Origin of the sequence: Kribbella yunnanensis (assembly GCF_039529655.1) — a bacterium.
Classification (GTDB): Bacteria; Actinomycetota; Actinomycetes; order Propionibacteriales; family Kribbellaceae; genus Kribbella; species Kribbella yunnanensis.
The window spans coordinates 65,145-90,625 of the sequence record NZ_BAAANF010000016.1; the positions used below are offsets into that span (position 1 = coordinate 65,145).

The 25,481-nt window shown below is 67.5% G+C and carries 30 protein-coding genes; 12 read left to right on the plus strand and 18 right to left on the minus strand.

What is annotated here, in order from left to right:
- Positions 1–15 precede the first annotated feature (15 nt).
- On the plus strand, positions 16–1,257 hold the full coding sequence (locus ABD231_RS21245; protein ID WP_344154540.1) for a serine hydrolase domain-containing protein: 1,242 nt from the start codon (positions 16–18) through the stop codon (positions 1,255–1,257).
- Between the two features lie 13 nt (positions 1,258–1,270).
- On the opposite strand, the gene ABD231_RS21250 is transcribed toward ABD231_RS21245, so the two are convergent.
- Positions 1,271–1,735 (minus strand): MarR family winged helix-turn-helix transcriptional regulator, encoded by a 465-nt coding sequence (locus ABD231_RS21250; RefSeq protein WP_344154542.1) that lies wholly within the window; start codon positions 1,733–1,735, stop codon positions 1,271–1,273.
- 63 nt (positions 1,736–1,798) lie between these two features.
- Between ABD231_RS21250 and ABD231_RS21255 the strand changes: the two genes are divergently transcribed.
- Positions 1,799–2,170 (plus strand): cupin domain-containing protein, encoded by a 372-nt coding sequence (locus ABD231_RS21255; RefSeq protein WP_344154545.1) that lies wholly within the window; start codon positions 1,799–1,801, stop codon positions 2,168–2,170.
- Here the strand turns inward: ABD231_RS21255 and ABD231_RS21260 are convergent.
- Positions 2,167–2,679: a TetR/AcrR family transcriptional regulator gene (locus ABD231_RS21260; RefSeq protein ID WP_344154548.1), complete on the minus strand. Its 513-nt coding sequence runs from the start codon at positions 2,677–2,679 to the stop codon at positions 2,167–2,169. The genes ABD231_RS21255 and ABD231_RS21260 overlap by 4 nt on opposite strands.
- 80 nt (positions 2,680–2,759) lie before the next feature.
- Between ABD231_RS21260 and ABD231_RS21265 the strand changes: the two genes are divergently transcribed.
- Genes ABD231_RS21265 through ABD231_RS21275 form a run of 3 tightly spaced genes read left to right on the plus strand, consistent with a single transcriptional unit; the run spans position 2,760 to position 4,715 of the window.
- Positions 2,760–3,155, plus strand: a complete 396-nt coding sequence (locus tag ABD231_RS21265) for a nuclear transport factor 2 family protein (protein ID WP_344154551.1) — start codon at positions 2,760–2,762, stop codon at positions 3,153–3,155.
- 34 nt (positions 3,156–3,189) lie between these two features.
- Positions 3,190–3,660, plus strand: a complete 471-nt coding sequence (locus ABD231_RS21270) for a GyrI-like domain-containing protein (RefSeq protein ID WP_344154554.1) — start codon at positions 3,190–3,192, stop codon at positions 3,658–3,660.
- On the plus strand, positions 3,660–4,715 hold the full coding sequence (locus ABD231_RS21275; protein ID WP_344154557.1) for an ArsR/SmtB family transcription factor: 1,056 nt from the start codon (positions 3,660–3,662) through the stop codon (positions 4,713–4,715). Before ABD231_RS21270 ends, ABD231_RS21275 begins: the two co-directional genes overlap by 1 nt.
- On the opposite strand, the gene ABD231_RS21280 is transcribed toward ABD231_RS21275, so the two are convergent.
- Entirely contained in the window at positions 4,695–5,150 is a 456-nt protein-coding gene (locus tag ABD231_RS21280; protein WP_344154560.1) for an SRPBCC family protein, read from the minus strand. The genes ABD231_RS21275 and ABD231_RS21280 overlap by 21 nt on opposite strands.
- Before the next feature lie 2 nt (positions 5,151–5,152).
- The gene (locus tag ABD231_RS21285; protein WP_344154562.1) at positions 5,153–5,482 is read right to left on the minus strand and encodes an ArsR/SmtB family transcription factor; all 330 of its coding nucleotides are present in this window, start codon (positions 5,480–5,482) and stop codon (positions 5,153–5,155) included.
- 106 nt (positions 5,483–5,588) lie between these two features.
- Here ABD231_RS21285 and ABD231_RS21290 point away from each other — a divergent pair, with 106 nt between their 5' ends.
- Positions 5,589–6,449 carry a transglutaminase-like domain-containing protein gene (locus tag ABD231_RS21290; protein WP_344154565.1) on the plus strand — a complete coding sequence of 287 codons (861 nt, stop codon included), beginning with the start codon at positions 5,589–5,591 and terminating at the stop codon, positions 6,447–6,449.
- Here the strand turns inward: ABD231_RS21290 and ABD231_RS21295 are convergent.
- From ABD231_RS21295 to ABD231_RS21320, 6 genes are all read right to left on the minus strand, one after another.
- Entirely contained in the window at positions 6,418–7,482 is a 1,065-nt protein-coding gene (locus ABD231_RS21295) for an FAD-dependent oxidoreductase (protein WP_344154568.1), read from the minus strand. The genes ABD231_RS21290 and ABD231_RS21295 overlap by 32 nt on opposite strands.
- A gap of 43 nt (positions 7,483–7,525) precedes the next feature.
- Positions 7,526–8,125, minus strand: coding sequence for a hypothetical protein (locus ABD231_RS21300; RefSeq protein WP_344154571.1), 600 nt, complete (start codon positions 8,123–8,125; stop codon positions 7,526–7,528).
- Positions 8,126–8,203: 78 nt separating this feature from the next.
- Positions 8,204–9,700 (minus strand): precorrin-2 C(20)-methyltransferase, encoded by a 1,497-nt coding sequence (locus ABD231_RS21305; RefSeq protein ID WP_344154574.1) that lies wholly within the window; start codon positions 9,698–9,700, stop codon positions 8,204–8,206.
- Complete coding sequence (locus ABD231_RS21310; RefSeq protein ID WP_344154577.1) at positions 9,697–10,332, minus strand: precorrin-8X methylmutase; 636 nt, start codon at positions 10,330–10,332, stop codon at positions 9,697–9,699. Before ABD231_RS21310 ends, ABD231_RS21305 begins: the two co-directional genes overlap by 4 nt.
- The gene (locus ABD231_RS21315; protein ID WP_344154580.1) at positions 10,326–11,405 is read right to left on the minus strand and encodes a precorrin-3B synthase; all 1,080 of its coding nucleotides are present in this window, start codon (positions 11,403–11,405) and stop codon (positions 10,326–10,328) included. Before ABD231_RS21315 ends, ABD231_RS21310 begins: the two co-directional genes overlap by 7 nt.
- A gap of 43 nt (positions 11,406–11,448) precedes the next feature.
- Positions 11,449–12,612: an MFS transporter gene (locus ABD231_RS21320; RefSeq protein WP_344154584.1), complete on the minus strand. Its 1,164-nt coding sequence runs from the start codon at positions 12,610–12,612 to the stop codon at positions 11,449–11,451.
- Positions 12,613–12,731: 119 nt separating this feature from the next.
- On the opposite strand from ABD231_RS21320, the gene ABD231_RS21325 reads away from it, so the two are divergent.
- Together ABD231_RS21325 and ABD231_RS21330 are read left to right on the plus strand one after the other, a co-directional pair.
- Positions 12,732–13,235, plus strand: coding sequence for a DinB family protein (locus ABD231_RS21325; protein WP_344154587.1), 504 nt, complete (start codon positions 12,732–12,734; stop codon positions 13,233–13,235).
- 50 nt (positions 13,236–13,285) lie between these two features.
- On the plus strand, positions 13,286–13,762 hold the full coding sequence (locus ABD231_RS21330) for a MarR family winged helix-turn-helix transcriptional regulator (RefSeq protein WP_344154590.1): 477 nt from the start codon (positions 13,286–13,288) through the stop codon (positions 13,760–13,762).
- 10 nt (positions 13,763–13,772) lie between these two features.
- On the opposite strand, the gene ABD231_RS21335 is transcribed toward ABD231_RS21330, so the two are convergent.
- Positions 13,773–14,417 carry a hypothetical protein gene (locus ABD231_RS21335; protein WP_344154593.1) on the minus strand — a complete coding sequence of 215 codons (645 nt, stop codon included), beginning with the start codon at positions 14,415–14,417 and terminating at the stop codon, positions 13,773–13,775.
- Positions 14,418–14,557: 140 nt separating this feature from the next.
- On the opposite strand from ABD231_RS21335, the gene cobF reads away from it, so the two are divergent.
- Together cobF and ABD231_RS21345 are read left to right on the plus strand one after the other, a co-directional pair.
- Positions 14,558–15,304 (plus strand): precorrin-6A synthase (deacetylating), encoded by a 747-nt coding sequence (cobF, locus tag ABD231_RS21340; RefSeq protein WP_344154596.1) that lies wholly within the window; start codon positions 14,558–14,560, stop codon positions 15,302–15,304.
- Between the two features lie 69 nt (positions 15,305–15,373).
- Positions 15,374–16,927: a carboxylesterase/lipase family protein gene (locus ABD231_RS21345; RefSeq protein WP_344154599.1), complete on the plus strand. Its 1,554-nt coding sequence runs from the start codon at positions 15,374–15,376 to the stop codon at positions 16,925–16,927.
- Here the strand turns inward: ABD231_RS21345 and ABD231_RS21350 are convergent.
- Genes ABD231_RS21350 through ABD231_RS21360 form a run of 3 tightly spaced genes read right to left on the minus strand, consistent with a single transcriptional unit; the run spans position 16,920 to position 19,412 of the window.
- Positions 16,920–17,534 carry a TMEM175 family protein gene (locus ABD231_RS21350; RefSeq protein ID WP_344154602.1) on the minus strand — a complete coding sequence of 205 codons (615 nt, stop codon included), beginning with the start codon at positions 17,532–17,534 and terminating at the stop codon, positions 16,920–16,922. The genes ABD231_RS21345 and ABD231_RS21350 overlap by 8 nt on opposite strands.
- A 10-nt stretch (positions 17,535–17,544) precedes the next feature.
- Positions 17,545–18,807, minus strand: a complete 1,263-nt coding sequence (locus ABD231_RS21355; RefSeq protein ID WP_344154605.1) for an MFS transporter — start codon at positions 18,805–18,807, stop codon at positions 17,545–17,547.
- A 56-nt stretch (positions 18,808–18,863) separates the two neighbouring features.
- A complete protein-coding gene (locus ABD231_RS21360) occupies positions 18,864–19,412 on the minus strand; it encodes a helix-turn-helix domain-containing protein (RefSeq protein ID WP_344154608.1) in 549 nt (182 codons plus the stop codon).
- A 77-nt stretch (positions 19,413–19,489) separates the two neighbouring features.
- Here ABD231_RS21360 and ABD231_RS21365 point away from each other — a divergent pair, with 77 nt between their 5' ends.
- Positions 19,490–21,067, plus strand: coding sequence for a serine hydrolase domain-containing protein (locus tag ABD231_RS21365; RefSeq protein WP_344154611.1), 1,578 nt, complete (start codon positions 19,490–19,492; stop codon positions 21,065–21,067).
- On the opposite strand, the gene ABD231_RS21370 is transcribed toward ABD231_RS21365, so the two are convergent.
- The 3 genes from ABD231_RS21370 to ABD231_RS21380 are packed head-to-tail and all read right to left on the minus strand — an operon-like array spanning position 21,030 to position 23,143.
- A complete protein-coding gene (locus ABD231_RS21370; protein WP_344154614.1) occupies positions 21,030–21,620 on the minus strand; it encodes a maleylpyruvate isomerase family mycothiol-dependent enzyme in 591 nt (196 codons plus the stop codon). The genes ABD231_RS21365 and ABD231_RS21370 overlap by 38 nt on opposite strands.
- An 18-nt stretch (positions 21,621–21,638) precedes the next feature.
- Entirely contained in the window at positions 21,639–22,829 is a 1,191-nt protein-coding gene (locus ABD231_RS21375) for an RNA polymerase sigma factor (RefSeq protein ID WP_344154617.1), read from the minus strand.
- Positions 22,826–23,143: a YciI family protein gene (locus tag ABD231_RS21380; protein WP_344154620.1), complete on the minus strand. Its 318-nt coding sequence runs from the start codon at positions 23,141–23,143 to the stop codon at positions 22,826–22,828. Before ABD231_RS21380 ends, ABD231_RS21375 begins: the two co-directional genes overlap by 4 nt.
- 83 nt (positions 23,144–23,226) lie before the next feature.
- Here ABD231_RS21380 and zwf point away from each other — a divergent pair, with 83 nt between their 5' ends.
- Positions 23,227–24,723 carry a glucose-6-phosphate dehydrogenase gene (gene zwf / locus ABD231_RS21385; protein WP_344154623.1) on the plus strand — a complete coding sequence of 499 codons (1,497 nt, stop codon included), beginning with the start codon at positions 23,227–23,229 and terminating at the stop codon, positions 24,721–24,723.
- On the opposite strand, the gene ABD231_RS21390 is transcribed toward zwf, so the two are convergent.
- Entirely contained in the window at positions 24,720–25,463 is a 744-nt protein-coding gene (locus tag ABD231_RS21390; protein WP_344154626.1) for an MBL fold metallo-hydrolase, read from the minus strand. The genes zwf and ABD231_RS21390 overlap by 4 nt on opposite strands.
- Between the last annotated feature and the right edge of the window lie 18 nt (positions 25,464–25,481).

Sequence of the window (25,481 nt, forward strand, 5' to 3'; positions counted from 1 at the left end):
GAAGGAGTCACCTCTGTGGAACTGTCCCGCCGGAATCTCGGGAAACTCACTGTCGCGACCGGAGCGGCCGCCGGGATCGGAGTCGCGGTAGGGGTCGCGGCCGACGCCGCGACCTGGAAGGTGACCGGGACCGCGGTCCCTGCACTGGCCGGGTTCGACAACCAGATGAAGACGTTCATGCAGGCGCGTGGGGTGACGGCCGGTCAGCTCGCCGTTACCTACAAGGGCCGGTTGGTGCTTGCCCGCGGCTACAGTGCGAACGCGACCGTCGTCCAGCCGACGTCGCTGTTCCGGATCGCGAGCCTGTCGAAGTCGTTGACGGCCGCCGCGATCCTGCGCCTCGAGCAGGACGGCAAGCTGAAGCTCGCCTCGAAGGTCGTCGACATCCTCGGCATCACCGCGCCCGTCGATCCGCGCTGGTCGAACATCACCCTCTGGCGGCTGCTGCAGCACCTGGGCGGTTGGGACCGCGCTGTCTCCGGTGACCCGAACTTCAAGGACGCGGCGATCGCGCAGGCGCTCGGCGTACCGATGGAGCTGAAGCACGCGGACGTCATCAAGTACATGAAGAGCCAGAAGCTCGACGTCGCACCGGGGACGAAGTACTCGTACTCGAACTTCGGGTACCTGCTGGCCGGCCGCGTGATCGAGAAGGTGTCCGGGCTGAGCTACGAGGCCTACGTCAAGCAGAAGCTGCTGGCCCCGCTCAAGATCAAGCGGATGGCGCTCGGCTGGAGCATTGCCAAGCACACCGGTGAGATGTCGTACGAATCGCAGTACACCGGCAAGACGGTGCTCAACAACACCGGCTCGACGGTCGCAGCGCCGTACGGGACGTTCAGCATGCGCACGCAGGATGCCAACGGCGGCTGGATCGCCAGTGCGCCGGATCTGGTCCGGTGGGCGAAGATGTTCGACGCACCGAGCGCAGTGCTGAACAGTACGTCGCTGGGTCGGGTCTGGTCGAAGCCGGAGACCGGTATGGATCCCGGTGGCTGGTACTACGGCCTGGGGTGGCACGTGCGTCCGGTCACGACAGGTGGTACCGGTCGCAACACCTGGCACACCGGGAGCATGCCGGGCACGTCCACACTGCTGGTGCGCACGTACAACGGCATGAGCTGGGCAGTGCTGTTCAACCGGCGCGACGACGCGTCCGGCAAGTCGTACGGCGATATCGACGCAGCCATGTGGAAAGCCGCCAACGGCGTCCGGACCTGGCCGACGAACGACCTGTTCCCCCAGTACTTCAGCTAGAGCAGTACTTCAGCTAGAACATCAGCGCTCGGAAGTGCGGGGTGATGACCTCGGCTTCACCCGCCATGGCGGCCAGTACGTCGCGTAGTCCGTCGACGGCCTGGTCGCCGAAGCGCGTGCGCAGCCGGCGTTCGTAGGCCTGGTGGTACTTCCGGGCCGCCTTCAGCGCCGCCTCACCGCGATCGGTCAGGTGCAGGAGCCGCACCCGGGCGTCCGACGGGTCGGGGCGGCGTTCGACGTACCCACGCCGCTCCATGTCGTCCGCGAGCTGACTCGCGCCCTGCTTGGTGATCTCCAGGCGCTCCGCCATCGCGCTGATCGTCGTCGGCCCCTCGCCGAGTGTGCGCAGTACGAAGCCGTCCGACCTGCCCTGGTCGGTGAATCCCTGCTCCGCGGTCGAGGCGCGCAGCCCGCGGACGAACTCCTGCTCGGCCAGCAACAGCAGGATCCCGAAATCAAGCTTGCCCAAATCCGTCATACCGGTCATGATAGTCAAGTCAGCTTGGTCAAGCTGACTTGACTAAATATCGGAGGGGATTCCATGCCAGTCGTACGTGCGGCCGACGCGCCGAAAATGCAGGCACCCGGACTCGAGTTCACCGTGCAGGCCGCGCCGAGCCTCGGTTCGCCCAGCGTCTGCACCTGGCGGTTGCGGGTCGATCCCGGGTTCGTGGTCGACGCACCGCACACCCTGGACGCGGACGAGGTCTTCGTCGTCCTCAGCGGCACTGTCCAGATCACCCCGGACGGGGAGAAGCTCACCGCCGGTGACTCCCTGATCGTCCCGGCCGGTGAGCCCATCGGCATCACCAACCTGGGCGAGGGGCACGCCGAGATCCAGGTCGTCATCACCGCCGGCTTCACCGGCACCATGGCTGACGGCAGCACCGTCCAGCCGCCGTGGTCTCGCTAACGCAGGCCTCGGAGGATGACGGCCAGCGTCCGCTGCCGAAGGTCCGTCGTCCAAGAAGATTGCCGAGCTGCGTAGGTCGCCGCCGTGAGGAGCGCCATCACCTCGTCCACCTGAACGGTGGACCGGGCCTCACCGGCGGCCTTCGCCTGCTCGAGCAGCCGGCTGACGCTGTCGGTGAGTCCGCGCAGGGCGTCGCCGATGTCGAGGCGTGACTCGCCCAGTGCGGTGACGACCATCCTGGTCCGGGCGGCTTCGTCGACCACTGCTGTGAAGAACTCGGCCAACGTGGATTCGTCCGCCAGGGTAGCGAGTCGCTTCAGTGACTCCTTCATGATCGCGACCAGCAGGTCGTCCTTGGTCGCGAAGTGCCGGAACACAGTTCCGATGGCTACTCCGGCCTGCTGGGCGACCTGTTCGGTGGTCGCCTTCGGCCCGTGCTCGGCGAACGCTTCGGACGCGGCGGCCAGGATGGCGGCCCGGTTGCGTGCTGCGTCCGCTCGCAATGCCATCCTGTCTCCCCCTTGGAATATGAGTGGACACTCACTATAGTCGAGGCAACCTGAGCCACCACTCATCTTTGGAGGTTGCGATGTCTGATCTGCGAACGATCGTCGAGAGTCTCGGCCAGGGCTGGACCGGTGATCCGGCGGCGATGGACTCGCTGCTCGCCGAGGATGTGGTGATCGAGTCGCCGTTCGCGGCGGGCGGACCGACGCGCTGGGACGGTCGCGAGGCCTGGCTCGCGCACGCGGTGCCTGCGCGGGCGGCTTTCCCGGTGCAGCTCGACCAGTTCACGGTCTTGACCCTGCACGAGACGACGGATCCGGAGGTCGCCGTGGTGGAGTACGAGCTGGCGGGCCCGCACCCGGTGACTGGTGAGCGAGCCGCGGCGCGATTCGTCGGCGTACTGCGGGTGCGGGACGGGCTCATCGCGGGCTGGCGTGAGTATCAGAACACCTATGCCATCCTCCAAGCGTTAGGTTGAGTCTGAGCGCATTGGCGAGTGGGAGGACTGTGTGATGCCGGAGATCGTCGAGCTGGCAGAGCGGCCGTACGTCGCGCTGCGGGGGACCGTGCCGATGGACGGCATCAGTGCGTTCGCGGACCGGCTGCACGAGGTGATCCGCTGGCTCGCAGCGCGAGAGATCGCGCCGAACGACGCACCGTTCTTCAAGTACGACGTGGTCGACATGGAAGCCGGTCTCGTGATGGAGATCGGCTTCCCGGTGGACGATCTGCATGCCGGTGAGGGCGAAATCGTCACTGGCGTGCTTCCGGCCGGGCGGTACGCCACTGTGTCGCACCATGGTCACCCGGATGGTCTGCTGGACGCTACGCGCGACCTGCTCGCCTGGGGCGAGGCTGAGGGGGTCGAGTGGGACGCTCACGGCGACAAGTGGGTGTCGCGGCTGGAGATCTACCTGTCCGATCCGCGTGAGGTGCCGGACATGGCGGACTGGGACACCGAGCTGCAGTTCAAGCTCAAGTAGTGCCCACAGTCCTCGCAGGTGCCAGCCGGCTCGCACCAGAACGCATCCGGCACGTCGCCTCACCCCTCATCGAGCTCGGCTGCGCCCTCCACGTGCTGGCCGAGCCCCGGCACCACAGTCGGGTGGACTGGGCTGTCGCCGTACCGCTGCCCGCTGCGTTGCGCGACGAGCTGTCCCAGTGGACGTGGACCGTGCGTGCTGTGCGGGCTCGCTTCTTCGCTACCTCGTCCGCGACCGGAGTGCCGTCGTGGTCCGACGAGATCGCGGCGCTGCGTGCACGTGCTCCCGAAGACCTGGCCGCTGAGCTAGTGCGCCCGCTGCGGGGTCGTCCACTGAGCAGTCGCGAGGTCGACCTCGACGCCGTACGGCACTGGTCGCGTTCGCGTGGCCGTGCGGTCGCCTCACTCGTTGAGTCGTTGCTGGACGCACCTGCCGAGCCGGTACGACGTTTCCTCGACCTACTGGACGCTTGCTGGTCCACCTGGTTCCACGAGGTGTGGGACTCGTCCCGCGACGCACTAGCCGCCCGTGGCCGCCAAGACCGCGATCTGGCCGTGCGAGACGGCGTACTGGCGATGCTGCAGTCGCTGGACAGCTCCATTGATATCCGCGACAGCGACAGCGCCGTCGTACAGAAGGTCCAGAACAAACGCATCGACCTGTCCGACCGCTCCCTGCTGCTCATCCCCAGCAACCACATCGCCCCCCACCTCTTCCTGGGCGAGATCCCCGGCGCACCCCTCACCGTCATCTACCCCGCCACCGGCCGCGGCCCCGCCGTCCCCACCGCCCAGCAAGTCAAGGCCCGCCTGGAGGCCCTAGCCGCCCCCGACCGCCTCCAAGTCTGCCGAGCTGTAGCCAGCGAACCCCGCACCGCCGGCGAAATAGCCGCCCTCTGGAACCTCCACCCCACCCAAGTAACCCGCCACCTCAAAGCCCTCACCCGAGCCAACCTCGTAACCGCCGAACGCCAAGGCCGCTTCGTCACCTACCACCTCAACGAATCAACCCTCCAATCCCTAGGCCCCCACCTCCTAACCCTCATCCTCAGATGATGTGGGTGTGAACTCTTTGGCGAGGGTGTCGAGTTGTTGGGCGGCTCCCTGTTCGCGCCACTCGGGCTTCTCTTGGCCGGGGAGGTACATGCCGTGTTCGGTTACTACGAGAAGGGTTTCGCCGTCTTCGGCGTGGAACTCGACGCTGGTGACGGAGACGGTGGAGAGTACGTCGCCGGTGCGGAGCGTGGAGGTGGTGAGGATGCGTTCGTTCGGGATGATCTCGGTGTACTCGGCCTCGTAGGTCAGCGGGCGTCCTTCGCCGTCGAAGCCTTTGGCTGTTTCGTGGCCGCCGACTCGGAAGTCCTGGGAGTGCTCGGCTCCTTGGGCCATCCAGCGCTTGCGTGCTTCCGGGGTGGCCCAGGCGTCGAAGACTCGCTCGATCGGGACCGGGTAGCGGCGTTCGAGGGTGTAGGTCGAGTGCGTGACAGACATGATCAGTTTCCCTTCAGATAGTCGTCGAGTTGATCCAGTTGCCGTTCCCATTCGGTGCGCTGGCCGGACAGCCAACGCTCCGCGTCGCGCAGGGTCTGCGGTTCGATCCGGCAGCTGCGGACGCGGCCGACCTTCTCGCTGACGATGACGCCCGCGTCCTCCAGCACCTTCAAGTGCTGCATCACCGCAGGCAGTGACATCGCCAGCGGCTCCGCCAGCTCCTTCACCGCAGCCGGTCCCCGAACCAACCGCTCCACAACCGCCCGCCGCGACGGATCGGCGAGCGCATGAAAAACCCGACCGATCGCGTCAACCCCAGATTGGTTAGGCATGTCCTTAACTATCATCGGAGCCGTGGTGAAAGTCAAGTATCTGCTTAACCATCCCGAGCGCACGTAATTGGCTGAAAAGTCGCCAAAATCCAGGCAGGCTCGTCGGATGGACACTTTGGAACGGCGAGCACGGCACTCCGCCTTCTCCGACCCGGGCCGACACGGCGGGCTGCTCCGTGAGCTCTCCGGGATCGAGGAGATTTGCGCGATCACCACCAACCTCGTCCTCCACTACCGCGCCGAGGCCCACCTCCTCCGCGACGACCGTCGTGACGAGATCAACGCCCGCTGGATCTCCACCATCCTTGACCTCGACCAGTCACGGAATCCCGGCCCACTGCTCAACTCCCGCCCGCCCGGCGATCGAGTCGCCGGCTGCTGCCGAGACCACGCGCTACTCGCGGTCGCCGCCCTCCGCGAGCAGGGAACCCCAGCCCGAACCCGCGTCGGCTTCACCTACGCCCCCGACTTCTGCGGCGACCACGTCGTCGCAGAACACTGGAACGGCACCCGCTGGCAACGCTTCGACCCCGAACTCCGCCCCGGCACCCGCCCCTTCAACATCCGCGACTTCCCAACCGGCGAAGGCTCCCCGTTCGAAACCGCCGCAGAAGTCTGGACCGGCTACCGCGCCGGCCGTCTAGACCCCGCCCGCTACGGCGTGGCGGCCGGCTCACCCCTGTCCGGCCCCGGCTTCATCCGCCTCTACGTGATCATGGAAGCCCTCCACCGCCACGGCCAAGAAACCCTCCTCTGGGACGGCGTGGCCGACGGAATCACCGACGCCGACGCCGACAACCTCGCCCACCTACTACTAGCCGCCGACGCCGGAGACGCAACAGCCGAAGACCAGCTGGAGCACCAAGTCCAGACCGGCCCCAACCTCCGCCTGGGCCCCACAGTCACCCAGTTCTCCCCGTACGGCGACCCACCCATCACGATCGACTTGACGTCACCTCGGGTTTGAGGAGGGTTCGGAGGGAGCGGGCGGCGGTGAAGCCGGCTCGGTTGGCGCCTATGGTGCTGGCGGAGGGGCCGTAGCCGACTAGGTGGATGTGGGGGTCTTGGGCGGTTTGGGTGCCTTGCATGCGGATGCCGCCGGAGGGTTCGCGGAGGTGGAGGGGCGACAGGTGGGCCAGGTCGGCTCGGAAGCCGGTGGCCCAGAGGATGGTGTCGATGTGTTGGTGGTGGCCGTCGGGCCAGGTGGGGCCGTCGGGGGTCAGGCGGTCGAACATGGGGAGGCGGGTGTAGACGCCGCGGTCCCAGGCGGGTTGTTCTTGGGGGCGTAGGTGGAGGCCGGTGACGCTGACGACGCTGCGGGGTGGGAGGCCGGCGCGGACGCGTTCTTCGACCTTGGCGACGACCTGGCGGCCTAGCTCGGGGCCGAACTCTTCGCCGGTGCGCCACTCGGGCGGGCGCCGCGTGACCCAGGTGGTGGTTGCCACCTCGGAGATCTCGGCCAGGAGTTGTACGGCGGACGCACCGCCGCCGACCACGAGCACCTGCTGGCCGGCGAGCTCAGCCGCGCCGCGGTAGTCAGCGGTGTGCAGTTGGCGCCCCTGGAAGGTCTCGATGCCTGGGTACCACGGGATGAACGGCCGGTTCCACGTGCCGGTCGCATTCACCAGCGCAGCCGTCCGGTACGTCGACTGGTCCGTCACCACGTCGAACCCACCGTCAACCCGCTGCACGCTCTCGACCGCCACCGGCCGCACCACCGGCAGCCCGAAACGCTTCTCGTACGATGCAAAATACGACGGCACAAACACGTTGGCCCGCTCAGACCCAGCACTCGCAGGCACCGGTACGCCGGGCAAGTTCGCGATCCCGTGCACGTCGTGCATGGTCAGCGAGTCCCACCGGTGCTGCCACGCACCGCCTGGTTCCGGATTGCGGTCCAGTACGACGACCTCCTCGTACGGCGTGAATCCCATCCGCACGAGGTGGTATGCAGCCGACAGTCCCGCCTGCCCGGCGCCGATCACCACAACCTGTTGCACACCAGGGACAACGCGGGACTACCCCCGCGTCTTCCCAGCAGGCTCAGTCCTCGGAGGCGATCAGGCGGTCGATCTTCTCGTGGTAGCGCTGCCCGCTCTTGCCGCCGACGATCGCGGACAGCAGGGTGACCACGATCAGGGCGACCGCGGCAATCACACCGCCCGTGGCCAGCGTCTCGGTGGACAGTGCGATGTCAGGACGTTGTACGTCGCCCAGCCAGTCGTACTGGCTATTCAGCAGCGCGCCAGCACCCGCGGTGAGCACGGCGACGAGGACCGCCACCATCCAGACTCCGAAGCCGTTCCGGGCGCCGTCGAAGCGGGCGAGCCGGCCAGCGACGTAGCCGCCGCTGTAGAAGGCGACTGCGATCACGACGATGCCCATCACCGAGGCGGTGAGCCCTGCGGCGGCGGGGGCGGATTCGGCGTCACTGCGGTTGTAGTCCAGGATCTCAGCGGTCAGCAGGGCCACTGCGGAGACCGCGGCGGACAGCAGAACCGCCATGGAGATCGCGATCAGCCAGCCGAAGAAGGCGGCGCCGAACTTGAATCCCCGATAGACCAGCAGTGCCGCGTCGGCGGCCGGCTGGCGATCCGGAGCAGCGGCCACGGGCCGGTCCGGGACGGTCGTCACGTTGCTCATCGTCCGTTTCTCCTCACAGTGAGCTTCTTACGACCAGTACCCCCCTGGCTCCGTGCCAACACCGGTTGCGCTCAGGATTTAACCTGGATAGCGACGTGGTGTGAAGACCAGCGGTCCGGCGGGCCGGGAAACACTTCGTGTCTGGGAGGAGCCGATGAGCAGAAGACACCGCATGTCGACGATCGAAGGGTCCAGCTCACCCAGCGTGGTCACAGTGACGCTTTCACTAGCTCCACCGACGTCACGCCCCACCACTACCGGTGTGTCCGCGGAACGGTGTTCCAGCAGCAGGTCCCGCGTGGCGGCCACCTGCCAGGTGCGGGACTTCGAAGCGGGGTTGTAGATCGCGATCGCCAGGTCAGCAGCCGCAGCGGCGCTCAGTCGCTGCGCAATGACCTCCCACGGCTTGAGCCGATCCGACAGCGACAGCACGCAGAAGTCGTGTCCCAGCGGCGCACCGACCCGACTGGCCACAGCTTGCGCCGCAGTCATCCCTGGCAACACCTGTACGGCGATGTCCGCGTACTCCGGTTCCGACGCGACCTCCGTGACCGCACTGGCCATGGCAAACACACCCGGATCACCGGACGACACCACGACCACCGCGGACCCCTTACGCGCCAGGTCCAGTGCGAACGCAGCCCGCTCCGACTCAACCCGGTTGTCCGACCCGTGCTTGCGCTGACGAGCCCGGTCCGGCAGACGGTCGACGTACGGGCCGTAGCCGATCAGGTCGTCGGCTCCGGCAATCGCCGCCCGTACCTCGGGTGTCATCCAGTCCGGTCCAGCAGGACCGAGTCCGACCACTGTCACCGAGCCTTCGCGTTCAGTGCGCACTACCGGCGTACTGAAGGTGTTGTTGATCGGACTGGGCAGCAGTGCGAGCGAGAAGTACGGAACCGCGTCCGGATCGACCTCTGACAGCGGTGCGATCCGCTGGTCCGCGGTGGTGGCGCGTTCGACGTACCAGGCCTCGTCAGCGCGGCCGGCCAGCTCGAAAGCCTCGCGGACGTTACTGAAAGTGCGCCCCAGCTTCATCACCGCGGCGGCGTCCGTGTTCCGCAGTCGCTCGGCCAGCACATCCGGCGGCAGCGTGCCAGGCAGCACAGTGAGGACCTCATCGCGCTCGCACAACGGCCGGCCGAGTACGGCGGCCGCCCCGCTCACCGACGTCACTCCCGGAACCACCTCACACGGGTACCGGTCAGCCAGCCGCTTGTGCATGTGCATGTAGGACCCGTAGAACAACGGATCGCCTTCGGCCAGTACGACGACATCGCGGCCCGCCTCGAGATGAGCAGCGAGCCGAGCGGCGCACTCGGCGTAGAACTCGTCCATGGCGCCCTGATAGCCGCCAGGGTGGTCAGTGGTCTCGGTGGTGAGCGGGTAGACCAGGTGCTCCTCGATCTGCCCGTTCCGCAGGTACGGCGCCGCGACCGAGCGCGCGATACTCCGCCCGTGCCGCGCACTGTGGAACGCGATCACGTCCGCAGCACCGATCAAGCGCGCAGCCTTCACGGTGACCAGTTCAGGGTCACCCGGCCCGAGTCCTACGCCCCACAGCTGTCCGGTCACTCTTCCTCGCTCGCAATCGCATTCACAGCGGCAGCGGTGATCGCACTGCCACCACGCCGTCCCCGCACCACCAGGTACTCCAGACCGAGCGTGTTCGCCGCCAACGCCTCTTTGGACTCGGCAGCACCGATGAACCCGACCGGAATCCCCAGTACGGCGGCCGGCCGCGGACCGCCCGCTGCGATCACCTCGAGCAACCGGAACAACGTGGTAGGCGCATTGCCCACCGCGACCACCGCTCCGGCCAGATGGTCGGCCCAAAGGTCCACCGCGGCCGCACTCCGAGTCGTCTCGAGTTGCGCGGCCAGCTCAGGCACGCCGGGGGAGCCGAGTGTGCAGATCACCTCGTTGTCGGCCGGCAGCCGTCGCCGAGTGATTCCGGCAGCCACCATCTGTGCGTCACACAGGATCGGCGCGCCGTCCTGAAGAGCGGCGCGCGCGTTCTTGACCACGTTGGGCGACCAGGCCAGGTCGGAGACCAGATCGGTCATGCCACAGGCGTGGATCATCCGCACCGCGACCTGGGCCACGTCGGCCGGCAGGTGGTCGAGCGCGGCCTCGGACCGGATCGTCGCGAACGACCGCCGGTAGATCTCCGCGCCGTCCCGCACGTACTCGAACCCGCTCACCACGTCTCCCTCCCTAGATAGTCGACCACAGCACCGTCGACCAGATACCCGTTGCCGACGGCAAGTATGTCGACAAAGTCACCTGCCGGTTTCCCGCACCGGCGCTCACAGCCTGACCAGTGCACCCGGCGTCCGTCCCGCACCATCTGTGGTGCGATCCGTTGTGCGTCACCGCGGACGTCGGCCAGCGCCTTGGCGCAGCCGGGGCGGCCCGCACACGCTGTCACACCGCTCCACATCGAGTCAGGTGTTGTGATCAACCCGACAGCCTCCAACGGCGCACTGGCCATCGCAGGGACCACGACCGAACGCCAGGGCGTCACCCGGATCCACTCCGCAACCTCGGTGAGCAGCACCGCCTGCTCCTGCGTCAGACTCCCGAGCGGAACGGTGACTGCCAGCGCTGACCCGTGCGGACCAGCCTCAACCGGCGCACCAGCCGTCGGCAGCTCATCAGTCGCCTGCAGGTTCAGCGGCTCTAAAATCCGGCTCTCTCCGTCCACCACCTCGGCGATCCGCCACTCCGCAGCGTCCCGCACCTCCAGGAACGTCGCCGCGGCCGCCAGCATCAGCTCGACCACGTCACCCCAGCCGACGCGCACACCGCGCGTACCGAGGGTCAGCAGCGCCTCACGGGCATCGACTGCCTGGACCAGCACATCCGCGCCGGAGGCGACCAGATCACCACGTCCGTCATCCAGTGCGAAGAGGAACCGCCCCGGCAGGTCGGCCAAACCAGGATCCGCGCACAGCGCCCGGTCCAGCGCAGCCGCGAGCGGCAGTACGTCGTACCGGCCGTCCAGACCGGATAGCGGCGAGACGAGGATGTTGCGGACCCGCTCGTGTGTCAACGAGGGGAGTAGCCCAGCCCGGTAGAGGCGGTCTGACAGTTCTCGTGGTCCGTCCGGCCGCAGGGCGCGGATCTGCAGGTTCCCGCGGGAGGTGAGCTCGAGCCGACCGTCACCGAGGTCCAGCGACGCAGTGCGCAGTACGTCGAGTTGCGTGACGCTCAGCAACCCACCAGGCACGCGGATCCGAGCCAGCCCGCCGTCAGCCGCCTGATGCACTGCCAGCACACCGGGGCACCTGTCTGTCGAAGTCCGCACCACACCGGTGATGCTACGTGCCAGCCTCCTGTGTCCTGGACCACGTCACGACTCCGACCGTCAGTGCAGCGCACACGCCACCCAGCGTCATCGCCGTATGCACTGACCAAGCATCCACGACCAGGCCGCCCAGCAACGCGCCCATCGAAAGCACCGCCTGGAACGACGACGTGAACAGCACAGTCGCGGACTCTCGTGCCTGCGGAGCCGCCGCAGCGAACATGGTCATGGTGCAGACCGGTACGCCGCCGTACCCGAGTCCCCACACCACCAGCAGGACAACGGCTCCTGGCGTACTGCGCCCGAGCAGGGGGAGCAGCAGCATCGCTGCGGCCATCAGACCGGCGCAGGTGGCGAAGGTCAGCCGCAGGTTCCGGGCGGCCGCCGTACCCGCGACGAGGTTGCCGACCAGGCCAGCGCCGCCGTAGACGAGCAGAAGCAGACTGATCAGGTCGGACTGCACGAAGGGCCGCAGGAACGGCGTCACATAGGTGTAGGCGGCGAAATGGCCGGTCACGACCAGACAGGTGGCGAGCAACGCCAGGTTGCTGCCTCGGAGTGCGCCCCGCAGGACGGACAGCCGGGTGACTTGCAGCGGCGGCAGCGGAGGCACAGTCACGTAGAGGGCGATCATCACCACCAGCGACAGGCCGCCGAGTGCTGCGAACGACGCACGCCAGCCGAGCAGCTCACCGAGAAAGGTCCCTCCCGGTACGCCGAGGAGTGTGCCGAGTGGAACCGCGGAGAAGATCACCGCGGTCGCCCGGGCCGTCCACTGCTCGGTGACGAGCCGCTCGGCCAGTCCGGCACCGATCGACCAGAAGCCGCCGATGGTGAGGCCCACGAGGAGGCGGGCGAGCAGTTCGAGGTGATACGAGGGTGCGGCGGCCGCTAGGAACCCGGAGACGGCCAACAGCCCCATCAGCGCGCACAGCATCAGCCGGCGGTCCAGTCGCGCCGTGGTCACCGTGATGACCGGTGCGGCGACGGCGGCGACCAGCCCGGGCATGGTCATCAGCCAACCCGTCCGGCCCGCGGTCAGACCGAAGTCAGTGCCGATCGGAGTGAGCAGACCGACCGGAAGGATCTCGGTGGTGACGATGGTGAAGATGCCGAGCGTCAGTGCGGCCACACCGAGCCGATGGTTGGTCTGAGTCCGAGTCATCTCGAGTGTCATGCCATCCAGCCAACCGAGCGCGGGCGCGGGAGACTCGCGGAATTGCGACGGTGAGGCGAAGGGCGACCGAGATGTCGCATATCCGCGGATTGTCGGAAGCACCTGGCAGGGTTCGGGTCATGGCATTGCGAGACCGGCCGTGGCCGGACGACGATCTGACCTTGCAGGAGTCTGTGGTCGGGTACTTCCAGTTCGTCCACACCACCGTCGTGAACAAGCTGGACGGGCTGACCGAGGAGCAGGCGCGGGCGACACCGCTCCCGACGTCACCGGTGATGAACCCGCTGGGGCTGGTCAAACACCTGACCGCGGTTCAGCGGCAACACATCCAGCGCACGATCGGCGGTCAGGACCTGCCGTCGCTCTGGCGGTCCGACGACCACGACTACGAGTTCCGAATAGGTCCGGACGAGACGGTCGAGACGGTCATCGCGGCGTACGACGCCGAGTGGGCGCTGTCGCAGCAGACGCTGGCGAAGGTCGACTGGTCGGCGTTCGTGACCGGGTACCACGGGCCTGTCCGGATCGAGCGGTTCGTCGCCGACGTGCTGCAGGAGTCGGCCCGGCATCTCGGCCACCTGGACATCGTGCGCGAGCTGATCGACGGGGCCACGGGGGAGTGATCCGGAGCGGGATCATCTGGCGGCAGATAATCCCGAGCTAGACTCGAATCATGGCGATCACGCGGACCGTTCCCGACCTCACCGGCTACCTGAACCATGCCGGTCACGTGCTGGAGACGCAGTTGCACGCCGCCCTGGCCGAAATCGGGCTGACGACGCGCATGCAATGCGTGCTGGGTCATGCCCTGGAGGCCGAGCGGACGCAGATCCAGCTCGCCGAACTGTCGTACCTGGACAAGACCACCATGGTCGTCACGGTCGACGCGCTGGAGAAGGCCGGGTACGCCGAGCGCAAGGCGTCGGCCACCGACCGCCGGGCGCGGATCGTCTCGGTCACCCCGGCCGGCGCGAAGATCGCGCGCGAAGGCCAGGCGATCGTCGACCGCGTGCATCGGGAGACCCTGGACGCGCTGGCGGCCGACCGGCGGACGCCGTTCGTCGAGGCCTTGCAGACCCTGGTCGACGACCACCTGGCCACGCCGGTGGAGGCACAGCCCGTCCGCCGCGGAAGGCAGCGGACGAGCTGACGCGTGCTGCTCAGCCGTTGCTCTTGCCCGGCGTGCAGACGATGAAGCCGTAGGCCTCGATGCTGTCGTTGACGCCACCGTCAGCCCTGCTGAAGCGCGCTCCGAAGAACCAGCGGTGGCCGTCGTAGCTCGGCTCGGACTGGAAGAAGGTCAGTCCGCGGCCGTTGTTGGTGCCACCGCCGGTCCCGCCGGTCACGACGACCTGACCGGTGGGGCAGCTGGCTTCCCACTGCGCCCAGCCGCCGTCCTGGATGGTCTTCCGAAAGATGGTCGGCGGGTTGACGACGAAGCCCGCTGCGTCACCCTTCGGCCCCTGCGGGCCCACGGGCCCAGCCGGTCCGGCCGGCCCCGGGACACCCTGCGGGCCGGCGGCACCCTGCGGTCCGGCCGCACCGGCCGGTCCGAGGTCGCCCTTCGGGCCCTTCTGGTTCCACGACGTCGGAGTCTCGTAGAAGAGGCAGGCGTCGCCCTTGGCCGGGTCGATGATCCGCACGTCGCCGAAGCTTCGGCCGACGCACGCGTTGATCGTGACCGGCGCCGGCTCGGCCGCCGAGGCGACCAGTACGGTGCTGGCACCGAGTGCCACCGTTGCCCCCAGCACAGCCGCGACGGCACGCGACTTCCCCACCTTAAGTGCTCTGTTCTTCAGGTCCATGTCGTCGATTGTGAAAATCAGATGCCTCTGGCAACAGTCGCGTCCAGGCCGCCGCCAGGGCCGTGACGCCTTCGCGATCGGGCAATCCGCACCAGGAGTCAGCCGGCAGTCACAGGGGGTGGATGCCTTAGTCTGCCCGCATGCAGATCCTGGTGATCGGTATCGGCGCAGGCGATCCGGAGCAGCTCACGCTGCAGGCGGTCGCGGCGTTGAACCGGGTCGACGTGTTCTTCGTGCTGGACAAGGGTGACGTCAAGCAGGAGCTGGTCGATCTGCGCACCGAGATCCTGCAGCGGCACGCGACCGGGTACCAGGTCGTCGTCGGCCGCGACCCCGAGCGGGACCGGTCCACTACGGCGTACGTCGAGGCTGTCGACGACTGGCGGCGCCGCCGGGCGGATGTGTGCGCGGAGCTGATCGCAGCGAACCTCGGTGCGGACCAGGTGGGCGCGTTCCTGGTCTGGGGCGACCCGTCGCTCTACGACAGCACGCTGGCGATCCTCGACGACATCCAGGCCCGCGGTGAGCTGTCCTTCGAGATCGAGGTGGTCCCCGGCATCAGCAGCGTCTCCACGCTGGCTGCCCGGCACCGCGTCCCGCTCAACCAGGTGGGACGTCCGGTGCAGATCACCACCGGTCGGCGGCTGGCCAAGGAGTGGCCGGATGGTGTGGACGACGTGGTCGTGATGCTCGACGCGCAGACTGCCTTCACCGCACACCTCGACCAGGACGCCACCATCTACTGGGGCGCTTACCTCGGTACGCCGGACGAGCTGCTGATCGCCGGTCCGGTCCGTGAGGTCGCTGCGGAGATCGAGAAGGTGCGAGCCGAGGCCCGCGAGCGCAAGGGCTGGATCATGGACACCTACCTGCTGCGTCGCCCCTAGACCAAAGGTGGTGGCGCCCTGGCCGTCCGGCCGAAGCGACAGGTGACCAGTCCGGCCGAAGCTGCTGGTATGACGAAGAAACTCTTGGCACTGCTGACCGCAGCGTTGGCCCCGCTCGCCATCCCCGGCCCGGCAGCCGCGTCGGACGTCGTACAAACCGACTCGGGTGCCGTTCGCAGCAAGACAGTCGGGGAGGCACGTGTCTTCGACGGCATCCCGTACGCCGCGCCACCGGTCGGCGCATTGCGCTGGAAGGCGCCGCAACCGGTGCAGCCCTGGAACGGCGTCCGTGAGTCGACGCTCGGCAACCCCTGTCCGCAACAGGCCAATTCCGAAGTACCCAAGGGCTCATCGCTCGAGGACTGCCTCTATCTGAACGTCACTGTCCCGGCCAAGGCCTCCGCGAAGCCACGGGCCGTCATGGTGTGGATTCCTGGCGGCGGGTTCTTCGAGGGCGCCGGCAACAGCTATGAGGCGTCGAAGCTCGCTGCCCGCGGTGATGTGGTCGTAGTGACTGTTAACTACCGGCTGGGCATCTATGGCCTCTTCGGCTACCCAGGCCTGCCCGGCTCCGGCACGTTCGGGCTGCAGGATCAGCAGGCCGCCTTGCGCTGGGTGCAGCGCAATGCAAGCGCGTTCGGGGGAGACCCGCGCAATGTGACGGTCTCGGGGGAGTCCGCCGGTGGCATGAGCGTGTGCACGCAGCTCACCTCACCGACCTCGGCCGGCCTGTTCAGCAAGGCGATCATGCAGAGCGGCTCGTGTGCGTTCAACTGGGCCGACAACAGCCAGTACCCCAACCAGGCAGCCGGTTCGCCGTGGCGTCCGGTCCGCGATGTCCAGGCGACCGGCAAGGAATGGGTGGAGAGCAAGAAGGCAGAGCTGGGCTGCAAGCCCGGCCAGTCCCTCCTCGACTGCGCTCAGGTGGCGAAGTCCGACGTACTGCTTGAGGACACCTTGCAGTTCACCCAGGTCGGGTACGGCGGGAGCGCCGTCCTGCCGTTGAGCCCGGCCAAGGCGTTGCAGGCCGGGCTGTTCCACCGGGTGCCGATTGTCTCCGGCAACAACCATGACGAAGCCGCTTCGTGGCTACCGGCGTTCGGAGAGATCAAGGACTACCCGAAGCTCGTGACCGACATGGTCGGTGCGAAGCAGGCAGCTCAGGTACTGCGGGAGTACCCGCTCAGCCGGTACGAGTCGCCAGCCGCTGCGTGGGCCGCGGTCACCACCGACCGGATCTGGTCGTGCACTCAGGTCACCACTAGTGAGCAGGCGGCTCGCAAGGTGCCGGTCTACGCGTACGAGTTCGCCGACAAGCACTCGCCACTCGTGCAGCCCGGACAGGGCGCTGCGCACGCTGCGGAGCTGGTGTACCTGTTCCGCCCGGGTGGCTTCGACTGGCCGCTCTCCGCGACGCAGCAGCAGTTGTCGAACCAGATGATCGACTACTGGACGTCCTTCGTCCGCACCGGCAACCCGAACGGCCCCGGCCGCCCGGACTGGTCGCCGACCGGCCAGCGTGCGGTCACGGGACTCTCACTGGCTCCGACGGACCAGTCCGGCATTCACCCGGTCAACCTCAGTACCGAGCACCACTGCAACTTCTGGGCCGGTCTTAAGTAGCAGGCCGCCGCACCAGGTCACCCACGCGCATGATGACCGGTGAGAGCAGCAACAACAGCAGTGCATAGAAGCGGACGCCCGGAACGAACGCTGCCAGCACGAAGGCGAGCAGCGTGAGCCCGGTCAGCACGAGGGAGGTTTCGAGCTCCCGGCGGCTGACCGGGTTGTCCGGGTTCTCGATCTCCCGGTGTCCCCGGATCAGCCAGGTGAGGGCTGTCTGGCTGAGGCTGAGCGCGAGGATCGTCCCGCTGTAGAACCCGGCGGTGAACCGTGAGCTCTCGAAGGTGCCGACGATCTCGGTCGGGAACGGCAGGATCACGATCGCCAGCAGCCAGATCAGGTTCAGCCGGATCAGCCTCGGCGTGTAGGCCCGCACGTGCTCGAAGACCCGGTGGTGACCCAGCCAGAAGTTCGCGATCACCGCGAAGCTCAGCAGGAACGAGTAGATCTCCGGCTTGTGCTCGGTGACGACCTCGAGCGCGGTCAGTCCCTCGGTCCTGGACTCCGTCACCACCTCGACCAGCGGCAGGATCAGCAGGGTCAGCGCGATCGCCACCACTGCGTCGGTGAACAGGACCAAGCGATCCGGATTCCTCGTCTTACTCACGGCCGACACCCTAGCGCCGACGGATCAACCCCAGCGCCAAGACGAGGCCTGTGGCAACGAAACCGGCGGCAGCGAGCCAGGCGACGCCGTACCCGTCCCGGAGCGCCAGCAGCTCGCCCGCACCATCGGACAGGCGTTGTGACGTGGTGGCTGCGGCCAGAGTGGCCAGTACGGCGGTGCCGATTGCCGCACCGGCCTGCTGGGCAGTGTTGTTGAGTCCCGAGGCCAGTCCGGCATCGGTCGGATCCGCAGCTCCCATGGCCAGCATGATCGCGGCCGGAATGGCCAGCCCGATCCCGGCGCCCATCACTGCGAGCGCAGGCGCGACATTGACGACGTACGAGCCGTCCACCGGGGCCTGGCTGAGCCATAGCAGTGCCAGGGCGAACATGGCGAGGCCGACGATCAGCATCCGGCGGGCGCCGTACCGGACGGTCAGTCGGGGTGCGATGGACAGCGACATCACCGCGTTCATGATGGGGGCCGGCAGAAACGCCAGACCGGTGGCGAGTGAGTCATAGCCGAGCACACGCTGCAGATAGAGCGCAGTCATGAACTGGAAGCCGTACCCGGCCGCGAACAGCAGCATGACCACGAGGTTGGCCGCCGTCATCTGCCGGCTGCGGAACATCCGCAGGACGGCTACCAGGGCAGCACGCAGCACGTCGGCACCCTTGCCCAGTCCGAGACCCTGTTCACGCGTGAGCAGGCGCTGGGCGAACAGCAGGGCGATGAGTCCGATCGGGACGTTGATCAGGAAGGCCCAGTGCCAGCCGATGGTCTCGGTGATGAGTCCACCGAAGATCAGGCCGATGGACGCGCCGCTGGCAGAGGTGAAGCTGTAGATGCCCATGGCTCGTGCCTGCTCGCCAGGTGCCGGGAAGAGTCCGACGATCATCCCGATGATGACTGCGGAGGCCAGTGCGCCGCCGACGCCCTGCAGGAACCGTCCGGCGATCAGCACCTCGGCGCTGTTGGCGATCCCGCACAGCAGGGAGGCTGCAGTGAACAGTCCGAGACCCGCGACGAACACCCGCTTGCCGCCGATCAGGTCGCCGAGCCGGCCGGCCAGCAGGAGCAGAGCGGCGAAGGCAATCAGGTAGGAGTTCATCACCCAGGCCAGACCGGCGGGCGAGAAGCCCAGGTCGCGCTGGAGCGTCGGCAACGCGACCGTCACCACGGTCCCGTCGAGGATGATCATCAGCTGCATCACGCACAGCACGACCAGCGCCTTGAGGCGTCCGGCCGGGCGAACTTCGGTCTCGATCGGCATGAGCAAGACCGTAGCAGATAGTTCCGTAACAGACTATCTAATTCGTGATCATCTGCTTAGGTATCAGGCAGGGAGATGATCGACCAGGTGATCCGGTCCTTGCCCGGCTGGGTCTGGAGGTAGGGCTCGATCAGGGCGCTGATCCCCTCCCGGAGGGAGTCCAGGTCGGCGGCGTCCACATACAGCGAGGCCTGGTTGAGGCCGAACTGCTCGAGCCTGGTGTCCAGGTCGCCGCGCTCGACCATCCGGTCGAAGTCGGCGATCAGTTGGGTGAGCACCAGCAGGAATGCGCTGCGGTGCTGGTCCGGCGTCATCGCCCGCGCCTCGTCGATGCCGATCCGGCCGGTCGTGGCCTGGTCGAGGGTCAGGGTGCGCTCGATCGCGCCGCGAATGCGCCGCTCGCGGACGACTGTCAGCATGCCGCCCTCGATCAGTGCGGCCACGTGCCGGTAGAGCGTCGTCGCCGGGACGTCGGGCAGATCCTGCTTCAGATCCGTGGTGGTCACCTCGCGGCCGAGCACGCGCTGGACGATCCGGAAGCGGATCGGGTGCAGCAGCAGGTCGGCCATCGGTGTCGAGGGCTGGGTCTTTGAGGGTTGGGTCATGGTCTTCCCCTATTGATTCCAAGTATGGGAATAATATCCTTTGTGGTATCAATCCGCCTTCGACCGAGGAGACTGCCGTGTCGCTCCACCAGCAGCCCGCAAGTTCGAAACGCTCAGGCCTCTCGCGGCGCACCGTGCTCGCCGCCGCGGCAGCCGCCGTACCTGTCGGTGCTCTGACCACCACGAACGCCACTGCGGCGCCCGTCGCCACCAAACCATCCCGTACGACGCCGCTCGCGGTCGGGAGGCTGTTCGACAAGGTCGAGGCCGGGATGGCGAAGTACGCGATCCCTGGTGTCGGTCTGGGCGTCTGGTACCGCGGCCGTGAGTACGTGCGCGGTTTCGGGGTCACCAACGTCGACAACCCGGCACCGGTGACCGCGGACACCGTGTTCCGGATCGGCTCCACCAGCAAGACGTTCACCGCCACCGTGATGATGCAGCTCGTCGACCGAGGGCTGGTCGACCTTGACCGGCCGGTCCGCACGTACCTGCCTGATTTCGCCACCGCTGACCCCACAGTCGGTCCCCGGGTGACAGTCCGGCAGCTCCTGAACCACTCCGCCGGCTGGCGAGGTGACACGTTCGTCGACACCGGTGACGGCGACGACGGACTGGCCCGGTACGTCGCTTTGCTGTCGTCGGCACCGCAGATAACCCCGCTGGGCAAGGTGTTCTCGTACAACAACGCAGCGATCGGTGTGGCCGGTCGGGTCATCGAGGCCGTCACCGGGAAGCCCTACGAGACCGCTACCCGGCAGCTGCTGATCGACCCGCTCGGTCTGGCGCACAGCCGGTTCTTCCGCAGTGAACTGGGCGGATTCAGCGTGGCCGCGTCCCACAACATCGTCGACGGGAAGCCGGTCGTCGAGCCGTCGTTCGACCCGATGCCGCGCAGCCTGCACGCGATCGGCGGTCTGATCTCCAGTGCGCAGGACCAGCTGCGCTACGCGCGTTTCCAGCTCGGCCACCCGGGGCTCCCGCGGTTGCTGCGTGAGCGGACCCGCGTGGCCATGCAGTCCAACCCAGGACCGGGCGGCACGCTGTTCGTCGAGCTGGACGGTGTCGGCATCGGCTGGATGATCCGTCCGACCGCAGAGGGCGTGAAGGTGATCCAGCACGGCGGTGACTGGCCCGGCCAGCACTCCGGCTTCCTGATGGTGCCGAAGCGCGACTTCGCCCTCACCGTGCTCACGAACTCGGAGAGCGGTCCGGAGCTGACGGCCGAACTGTTTGCCGACGACTGGGCGCTGGCCGAACTGGCCGGCGTACACAACCTGCCCGCCGTACAGCGTCCGCTAACGCCGAAGCAGTTGGCGCCGTACGAGGGCAAGTACGTGGCCACCCAGGTCGGCGTCGACGGCGTGGAGAGCTCGCTCGAACTCGACCTGACGGGCGACCAGGGTCAGCTCCTCGCGTCGGTCCAAGGTCAGCAGGCACTCCGCCTCGGCTTCTACCGCCGCGACTACGTGCTGATGCTCGCCCTCGACGGCACCCCGACCCACACCCGCGCCAACTTCATCCCAGGCTCCGACGGCAAACCTGCCTTCCTCCGCCTGGGCGGCCGCCTCTTCCGCCACCAGACTGCGGCCGCCCGGAGCGCCACAGGTCGTCAGCTCAAGAGCCTCGCCGAACTGACGAGTCCCGTCCGCTAACCAGCAACACCAACTCCTGAGCGGTGCCGGTGAGCACTTCACCGGCACCGTAGGACCAGTCCAGGTCGGTAGCGCGCAATTCGGTGTTCGGCAGGTCCACACCGAAGTACTTCAGGTGCTTGGGCCCCAGACCACCCAGCACCACGCGCAGCCGCTCCAGCGGCACCTGGCGATCGATGCCGAGCGCAACGGTCATGTCGAGCCCGTGAATCACGTCATGCGACAACGCGCCCTCGTAGCCGCCACCCGGCGGCTTCCACGGGTGGTTGATGTTGTCCCGCAGACAACCGAGCAGTTCGGCGTTGCTCAGTGCTGCGGTGTCGGCCCGCGCCGCGCGGTCGGAGAACCGGTTGAAGCTGCCACCTGCCTTCGCTATCCCCAGCAGAACGCGGGGAGTGGAGTAGCGGTAAGCCATGGTGATGTGGGCGACTACCTCACGTACTCGCCAGCCGGCGCTCAGACTCGGCTTGTCCCAGTCCTCCTCGGGCAGTCCGGCCAGTACCTCGACCAGATCACTGCGTTCACCCGCAACGAGCTCTCGAATGTCTGTCATACCCCACCGACGAACAGGTCAGCTCTGGACAGACACCTCGGCCAGTCTCTTCTCCAGGTATCTCCGGTCAGCGTCCGTCGTGGCCAGGTCGGCGGCCTCTCGGTAGGCCTCGGCTGCTTCGGTACGGCGGTCGAGTCGGCGCAGGAAGTCCGCCCGCGCGGCGGGGAGCAGGTGGTAGCCGGCCAAGGAGCCTGCGCCGAGTCGATCGACCAGTGCGAGTCCGACGGCAGGTCCGTCCGCCATACCGATTGCCACTGCGCGGTTGAGCGCGACAACCGGGGTTTGGGGGAGCTGTGCGTAGAGCCCTGCGATCTGCGGCCAGTCGGTGTCCGCGGCGGTTCGGGCGATCGCATGACACGCGGCGATGGCGGCCTGCACCTGGTACGGGCCCGGACTGCCGCGCTGCAGCGTTTGGTCGAGCAACTGCTCGGCCTCGGTGATCAGCTCGCTGTCCCAGCGCGTTCGGTCCTGCTCGTCGAGCGTGATCAGGACACCGTCGGGGGAGAGCCGAGTGTTCCGCCGGGAGTCGTGGAAGAGCATCAGCGCAAGCAGTCCGGCCGCCTCTGGCTCATCCGGCATCAGCTGAACGAGCAGTCTGGCCAGCCGAATACCCTCCTCGGTCAGAGTGCTGCGGGTGACATCGGAGTACCCCTCGTTGAAGAGCAGGTACAACACCGCGAGTACGGCGGGAGTCCGCTCGGGCAGGAGATGCGCCGGTGGGACGCGGTACGGGATACCCGCGTTCTGGATCTTCTGCTTGGCCCGGGTGAGCCGCTTCGACATGGTGGTCTCACCGACGAGGAACGCGCGCGCGATCTCCGCCGTACTGAGTCCAGCCAGCGTCCGCAACGTCAGAGCGACCCGCGCTTCCATCGCCAACGCCGGATGGCAGCAGGTGAACATCAACCGCAGCCGGTCGTCCGGTACGTCGTACGCGGGCACCTCGGGCTCGTAGGTCATCGCAGCGACCTCCTGCAGTTTCGCGGCCCCGACCGCCTCGCGGCGGAACCAGTCGATCGCGCGGTTGCGCGCAGTGGTCGTCAGCCAGGCACCTGGCTTGTCCGGTACGCCGTCACGCGGCCAGCGCTCGAGAGCCGCGGCACACGCCTCTTGGGCGCACTCCTCGGCCAGCTCCCAGTTCCCGGTCATCCGGATCAGCGTGGCGACCACCTGGCCCCACTCCGCCCGGAAGATCTCGGCGTACGTCACAACACCGGGCGGATCTCGATCGTCCCGTAGCTCGCGGCAGGGTGCTTGGCGGCGATCTCGATCGCCTCGTCCAGATCCGCGCAGTCGATCAGCACGAAGCCGCCGATCTGCTCCTTCGTCTCCGCGAACGGGCCGTCAGTGAGCAGCAGCTCGCCCGAGCGGACCCGCACAGTGGTTGCCTCGGTGGGCGGCCGCAGACCGGCTCCACCGGTGACCACACCCCGCGCCTCCATCTCCTCGGACCAGCCGCCACAGCCGTCGTTGGCGTGCTCTGCGGCGCTCTCGTCACCGGCGATCATCAGCAGGTACTTCACAGTCTTCCTCCGACTCTCCAACGCACCGAACAGTTCACCGACGAACACCCTGATCGGAAACAGACACGACCTACACTGCGTCTATGCCTGACCGTACCCAGACCATCGCGTACCCGGCACCCGGATCGCGGCCGTCACGACGGGACGAGGAGCCCCTGGCACCGCACGTCATCGTGCTGTTCGGTGCCACCGGTGACCTGGCCAAGCGCAAGCTGCTCCCCGGTCTGGCGTACCTGCAGCAGTCCAAGTTCGCTCCCGACGTGCGGATCGTCGGGTCGGCGACCGAGGACCTGACCGTGGACGAGTTCCGGGAGCGCGCCCGCCAGGCGGTGGAGACGTACGGGACGCACCGGATGAGCGACGAGGAGTGGACGCAGTTCGCGAGCCGCCTCGACTACGTGTCGGTGTCGGCCGGACCGGAGGCGCTGGCCGCCACGGTGAAGGCAGCCGAGGACCTGCTGGGTGCGGGCGCCTGCCGGCTGCACTACTTGTCGGTGCCGCCGAAGGCCGCGCAGGCGGTGATCGCGATGCTGCGCGACGCCGATCTGGTCGAGCGGGCGCGAGTGGTGATGGAGAAGCCGTTCGGTGACGACCTGGCCAGTGCCATCCAGCTGAACGACTTCGTCCACGAGACCTTCGACGAGGCGCAGGTCTTCCGGATCGACCACTTCCTCGGCAAGGAAGCGGCGCTGAACATCCTCGCCTTCCGGTTCGCCAACGGGCTGTTCGAGCCGATCTGGAACCGGAACCACATCGACCACGTGCAGATCGACATCCCCGAGGAGCTCGGTCTCGACCAGCGCGCCACCTTCTACGAGCCGACCGGCGCGTTCAAGGACATGGTGGTCACGCACCTCATGCAGGTGATGTCGTTCGTCGCGATGGAGCCGCCGACCGCCCTGGAACCGCGGGCGATCTCGGAGGAGAAGAACAAGGTCTTCCGGTCGATGCTGCCGATCCAGGCGACCGACGTCGTCCGCGGCCAGTACTCCGGGTACCGCAACGAGGACGGCGTCGCGCCGGACTCCGACACCGAGACGTTCATCGCCCTCAAGGTCGAGATCGACAACTGGCGCTGGGCCGGCGTGCCGTTCTTCCTGCGCACGGGCAAGCGGATGGCGCAGGGGCAGCGGATCATCTCGATCGCCTTCAAGGAGGCGCCGAAGACGATGTTCCCGACCGGTTTCGGGGCGGAGGGTCCGGATCACCTGACCTTCGACCTGGCGGATTCGTCCCGGGTCTCGCTGTCGTTCTACGGCAAGCGGCCCGGGCCGGGGATGCGGCTGGAAAAGCTGTCGATGCAGTTCTCGACGCAGGAGACCAAGAGCGCCGGTGACGTCCTGGAGGCCTACGAGCGGCTGATCCTGGACGCCATGCGCGGTGACCATACGCTCTTCACGACCGCCGAGGGCATCGAGTCACTCTGGGAGCGGTCGGCGCACCTGCTGGAGGACCCGCCGCCGGTCAAGACGTACCAGCCCGGCACCTGGGGCCCGAACGCCATTCACCAACTGATCGCGCCGCGTGCCTGGCGGCTGCCGTTCGAGCGCGAGTGGCGCGAGAACAAGCCAAAGTCTTAGGCATGTACGGCGGCGACTGCCTCGCGGATCGAACCGCGGTGCAGTCCGCCGTGCCCGGGCAGTACGACGTCCGCGTCCAGATCGACGAGCGGTTTGAGTGCCGCGAGCAGATCGGTCGGGTCGCCGTGCTGGAACAGCGGTGGGATCAGCTGCGGACCCACGGCCGACACGATCTTGTGCCCGGTCACCAGGGCGTCCCCAGTGATCACCGCACCCGCCGCCGGGATGAAGTACGCCGAGTGGCCCGCAGTGTGCCCGTGAGTCGGCACTGGCACCGGTGACCCTGGTAGGTCGAGCGCACCTTCCGTCGGGAACGCCTGGACATGCGGAGCAGCCACGTCCTGCATAGCGCCGTTCCGGATGATCCCGACCGCCCACGGCAGCACACCGGGCCGCCACAGGTTGCTGATCAGCTTGGCCGGAGCCAGTTGGTCCAGGTAGTCCCGATGCGCGTGGCCGACCTCAGCAGGATCGGCGTACGTCGGTGTGCCGTAGCGACTGTGGAACGGGTTCACCGCACCCATGTGGTCGACGTGTGCATGCGTGAGCAGAACGGCCTGCACATCCTCCGGCCGGCGTCCGATCGCCCGGATCGACGCCTCCACGGCCTCGAGGTCGCCCGGATAGCCACCGTCGATCAGCGTCAGGTTCGACCCGTCGCGGAGCAACACCCAGTTCACTGCCGAGCCTTGGACGAAGAAAACGTCGTCTGCTGCTTCCACCAAGCCGCTGTCATTCACGCGCTTCATGGTACGGGG

Excerpts from the sequence above, each read along its gene's own strand:
- ABD231_RS21250 (WP_344154542.1), bottom strand. The coding sequence starts at position 1,735 with ATGACGGATTTGGGCAAGCTTGATTTCGGGATCCTGCTGTTGCTGGCC.
- ABD231_RS21255 (WP_344154545.1), top strand. The coding sequence starts at position 1,799 with ATGCCAGTCGTACGTGCGGCCGACGCGCCGAAAATGCAGGCACCCGGA.
- ABD231_RS21260 (WP_344154548.1), bottom strand. The coding sequence starts at position 2,679 with ATGGCATTGCGAGCGGACGCAGCACGCAACCGGGCCGCCATCCTGGCC.
- ABD231_RS21265 (WP_344154551.1), top strand. The coding sequence starts at position 2,760 with ATGTCTGATCTGCGAACGATCGTCGAGAGTCTCGGCCAGGGCTGGACC.
- ABD231_RS21270 (WP_344154554.1), top strand. The coding sequence starts at position 3,190 with ATGCCGGAGATCGTCGAGCTGGCAGAGCGGCCGTACGTCGCGCTGCGG.
- ABD231_RS21280 (WP_344154560.1), bottom strand. The coding sequence starts at position 5,150 with ATGTCTGTCACGCACTCGACCTACACCCTCGAACGCCGCTACCCGGTC.
- ABD231_RS21285 (WP_344154562.1), bottom strand. The coding sequence starts at position 5,482 with ATGCCTAACCAATCTGGGGTTGACGCGATCGGTCGGGTTTTTCATGCG.
- ABD231_RS21290 (WP_344154565.1), top strand. The coding sequence starts at position 5,589 with ATGGACACTTTGGAACGGCGAGCACGGCACTCCGCCTTCTCCGACCCG.
- ABD231_RS21300 (WP_344154571.1), bottom strand. The coding sequence starts at position 8,125 with ATGAGCAACGTGACGACCGTCCCGGACCGGCCCGTGGCCGCTGCTCCG.
- ABD231_RS21320 (WP_344154584.1), bottom strand. The coding sequence starts at position 12,612 with ATGACACTCGAGATGACTCGGACTCAGACCAACCATCGGCTCGGTGTG.
- ABD231_RS21325 (WP_344154587.1), top strand. The coding sequence starts at position 12,732 with ATGGCATTGCGAGACCGGCCGTGGCCGGACGACGATCTGACCTTGCAG.
- ABD231_RS21330 (WP_344154590.1), top strand. The coding sequence starts at position 13,286 with ATGGCGATCACGCGGACCGTTCCCGACCTCACCGGCTACCTGAACCAT.
- ABD231_RS21335 (WP_344154593.1), bottom strand. The coding sequence starts at position 14,417 with ATGGACCTGAAGAACAGAGCACTTAAGGTGGGGAAGTCGCGTGCCGTC.
- cobF (WP_344154596.1), top strand. The coding sequence starts at position 14,558 with ATGCAGATCCTGGTGATCGGTATCGGCGCAGGCGATCCGGAGCAGCTC.
- ABD231_RS21345 (WP_344154599.1), top strand. The coding sequence starts at position 15,374 with ATGACGAAGAAACTCTTGGCACTGCTGACCGCAGCGTTGGCCCCGCTC.
- ABD231_RS21355 (WP_344154605.1), bottom strand. The coding sequence starts at position 18,807 with ATGCCGATCGAGACCGAAGTTCGCCCGGCCGGACGCCTCAAGGCGCTG.
- ABD231_RS21360 (WP_344154608.1), bottom strand. The coding sequence starts at position 19,412 with ATGACCCAACCCTCAAAGACCCAGCCCTCGACACCGATGGCCGACCTG.
- ABD231_RS21370 (WP_344154614.1), bottom strand. The coding sequence starts at position 21,620 with ATGACAGACATTCGAGAGCTCGTTGCGGGTGAACGCAGTGATCTGGTC.
- zwf (WP_344154623.1), top strand. The coding sequence starts at position 23,227 with ATGCCTGACCGTACCCAGACCATCGCGTACCCGGCACCCGGATCGCGG.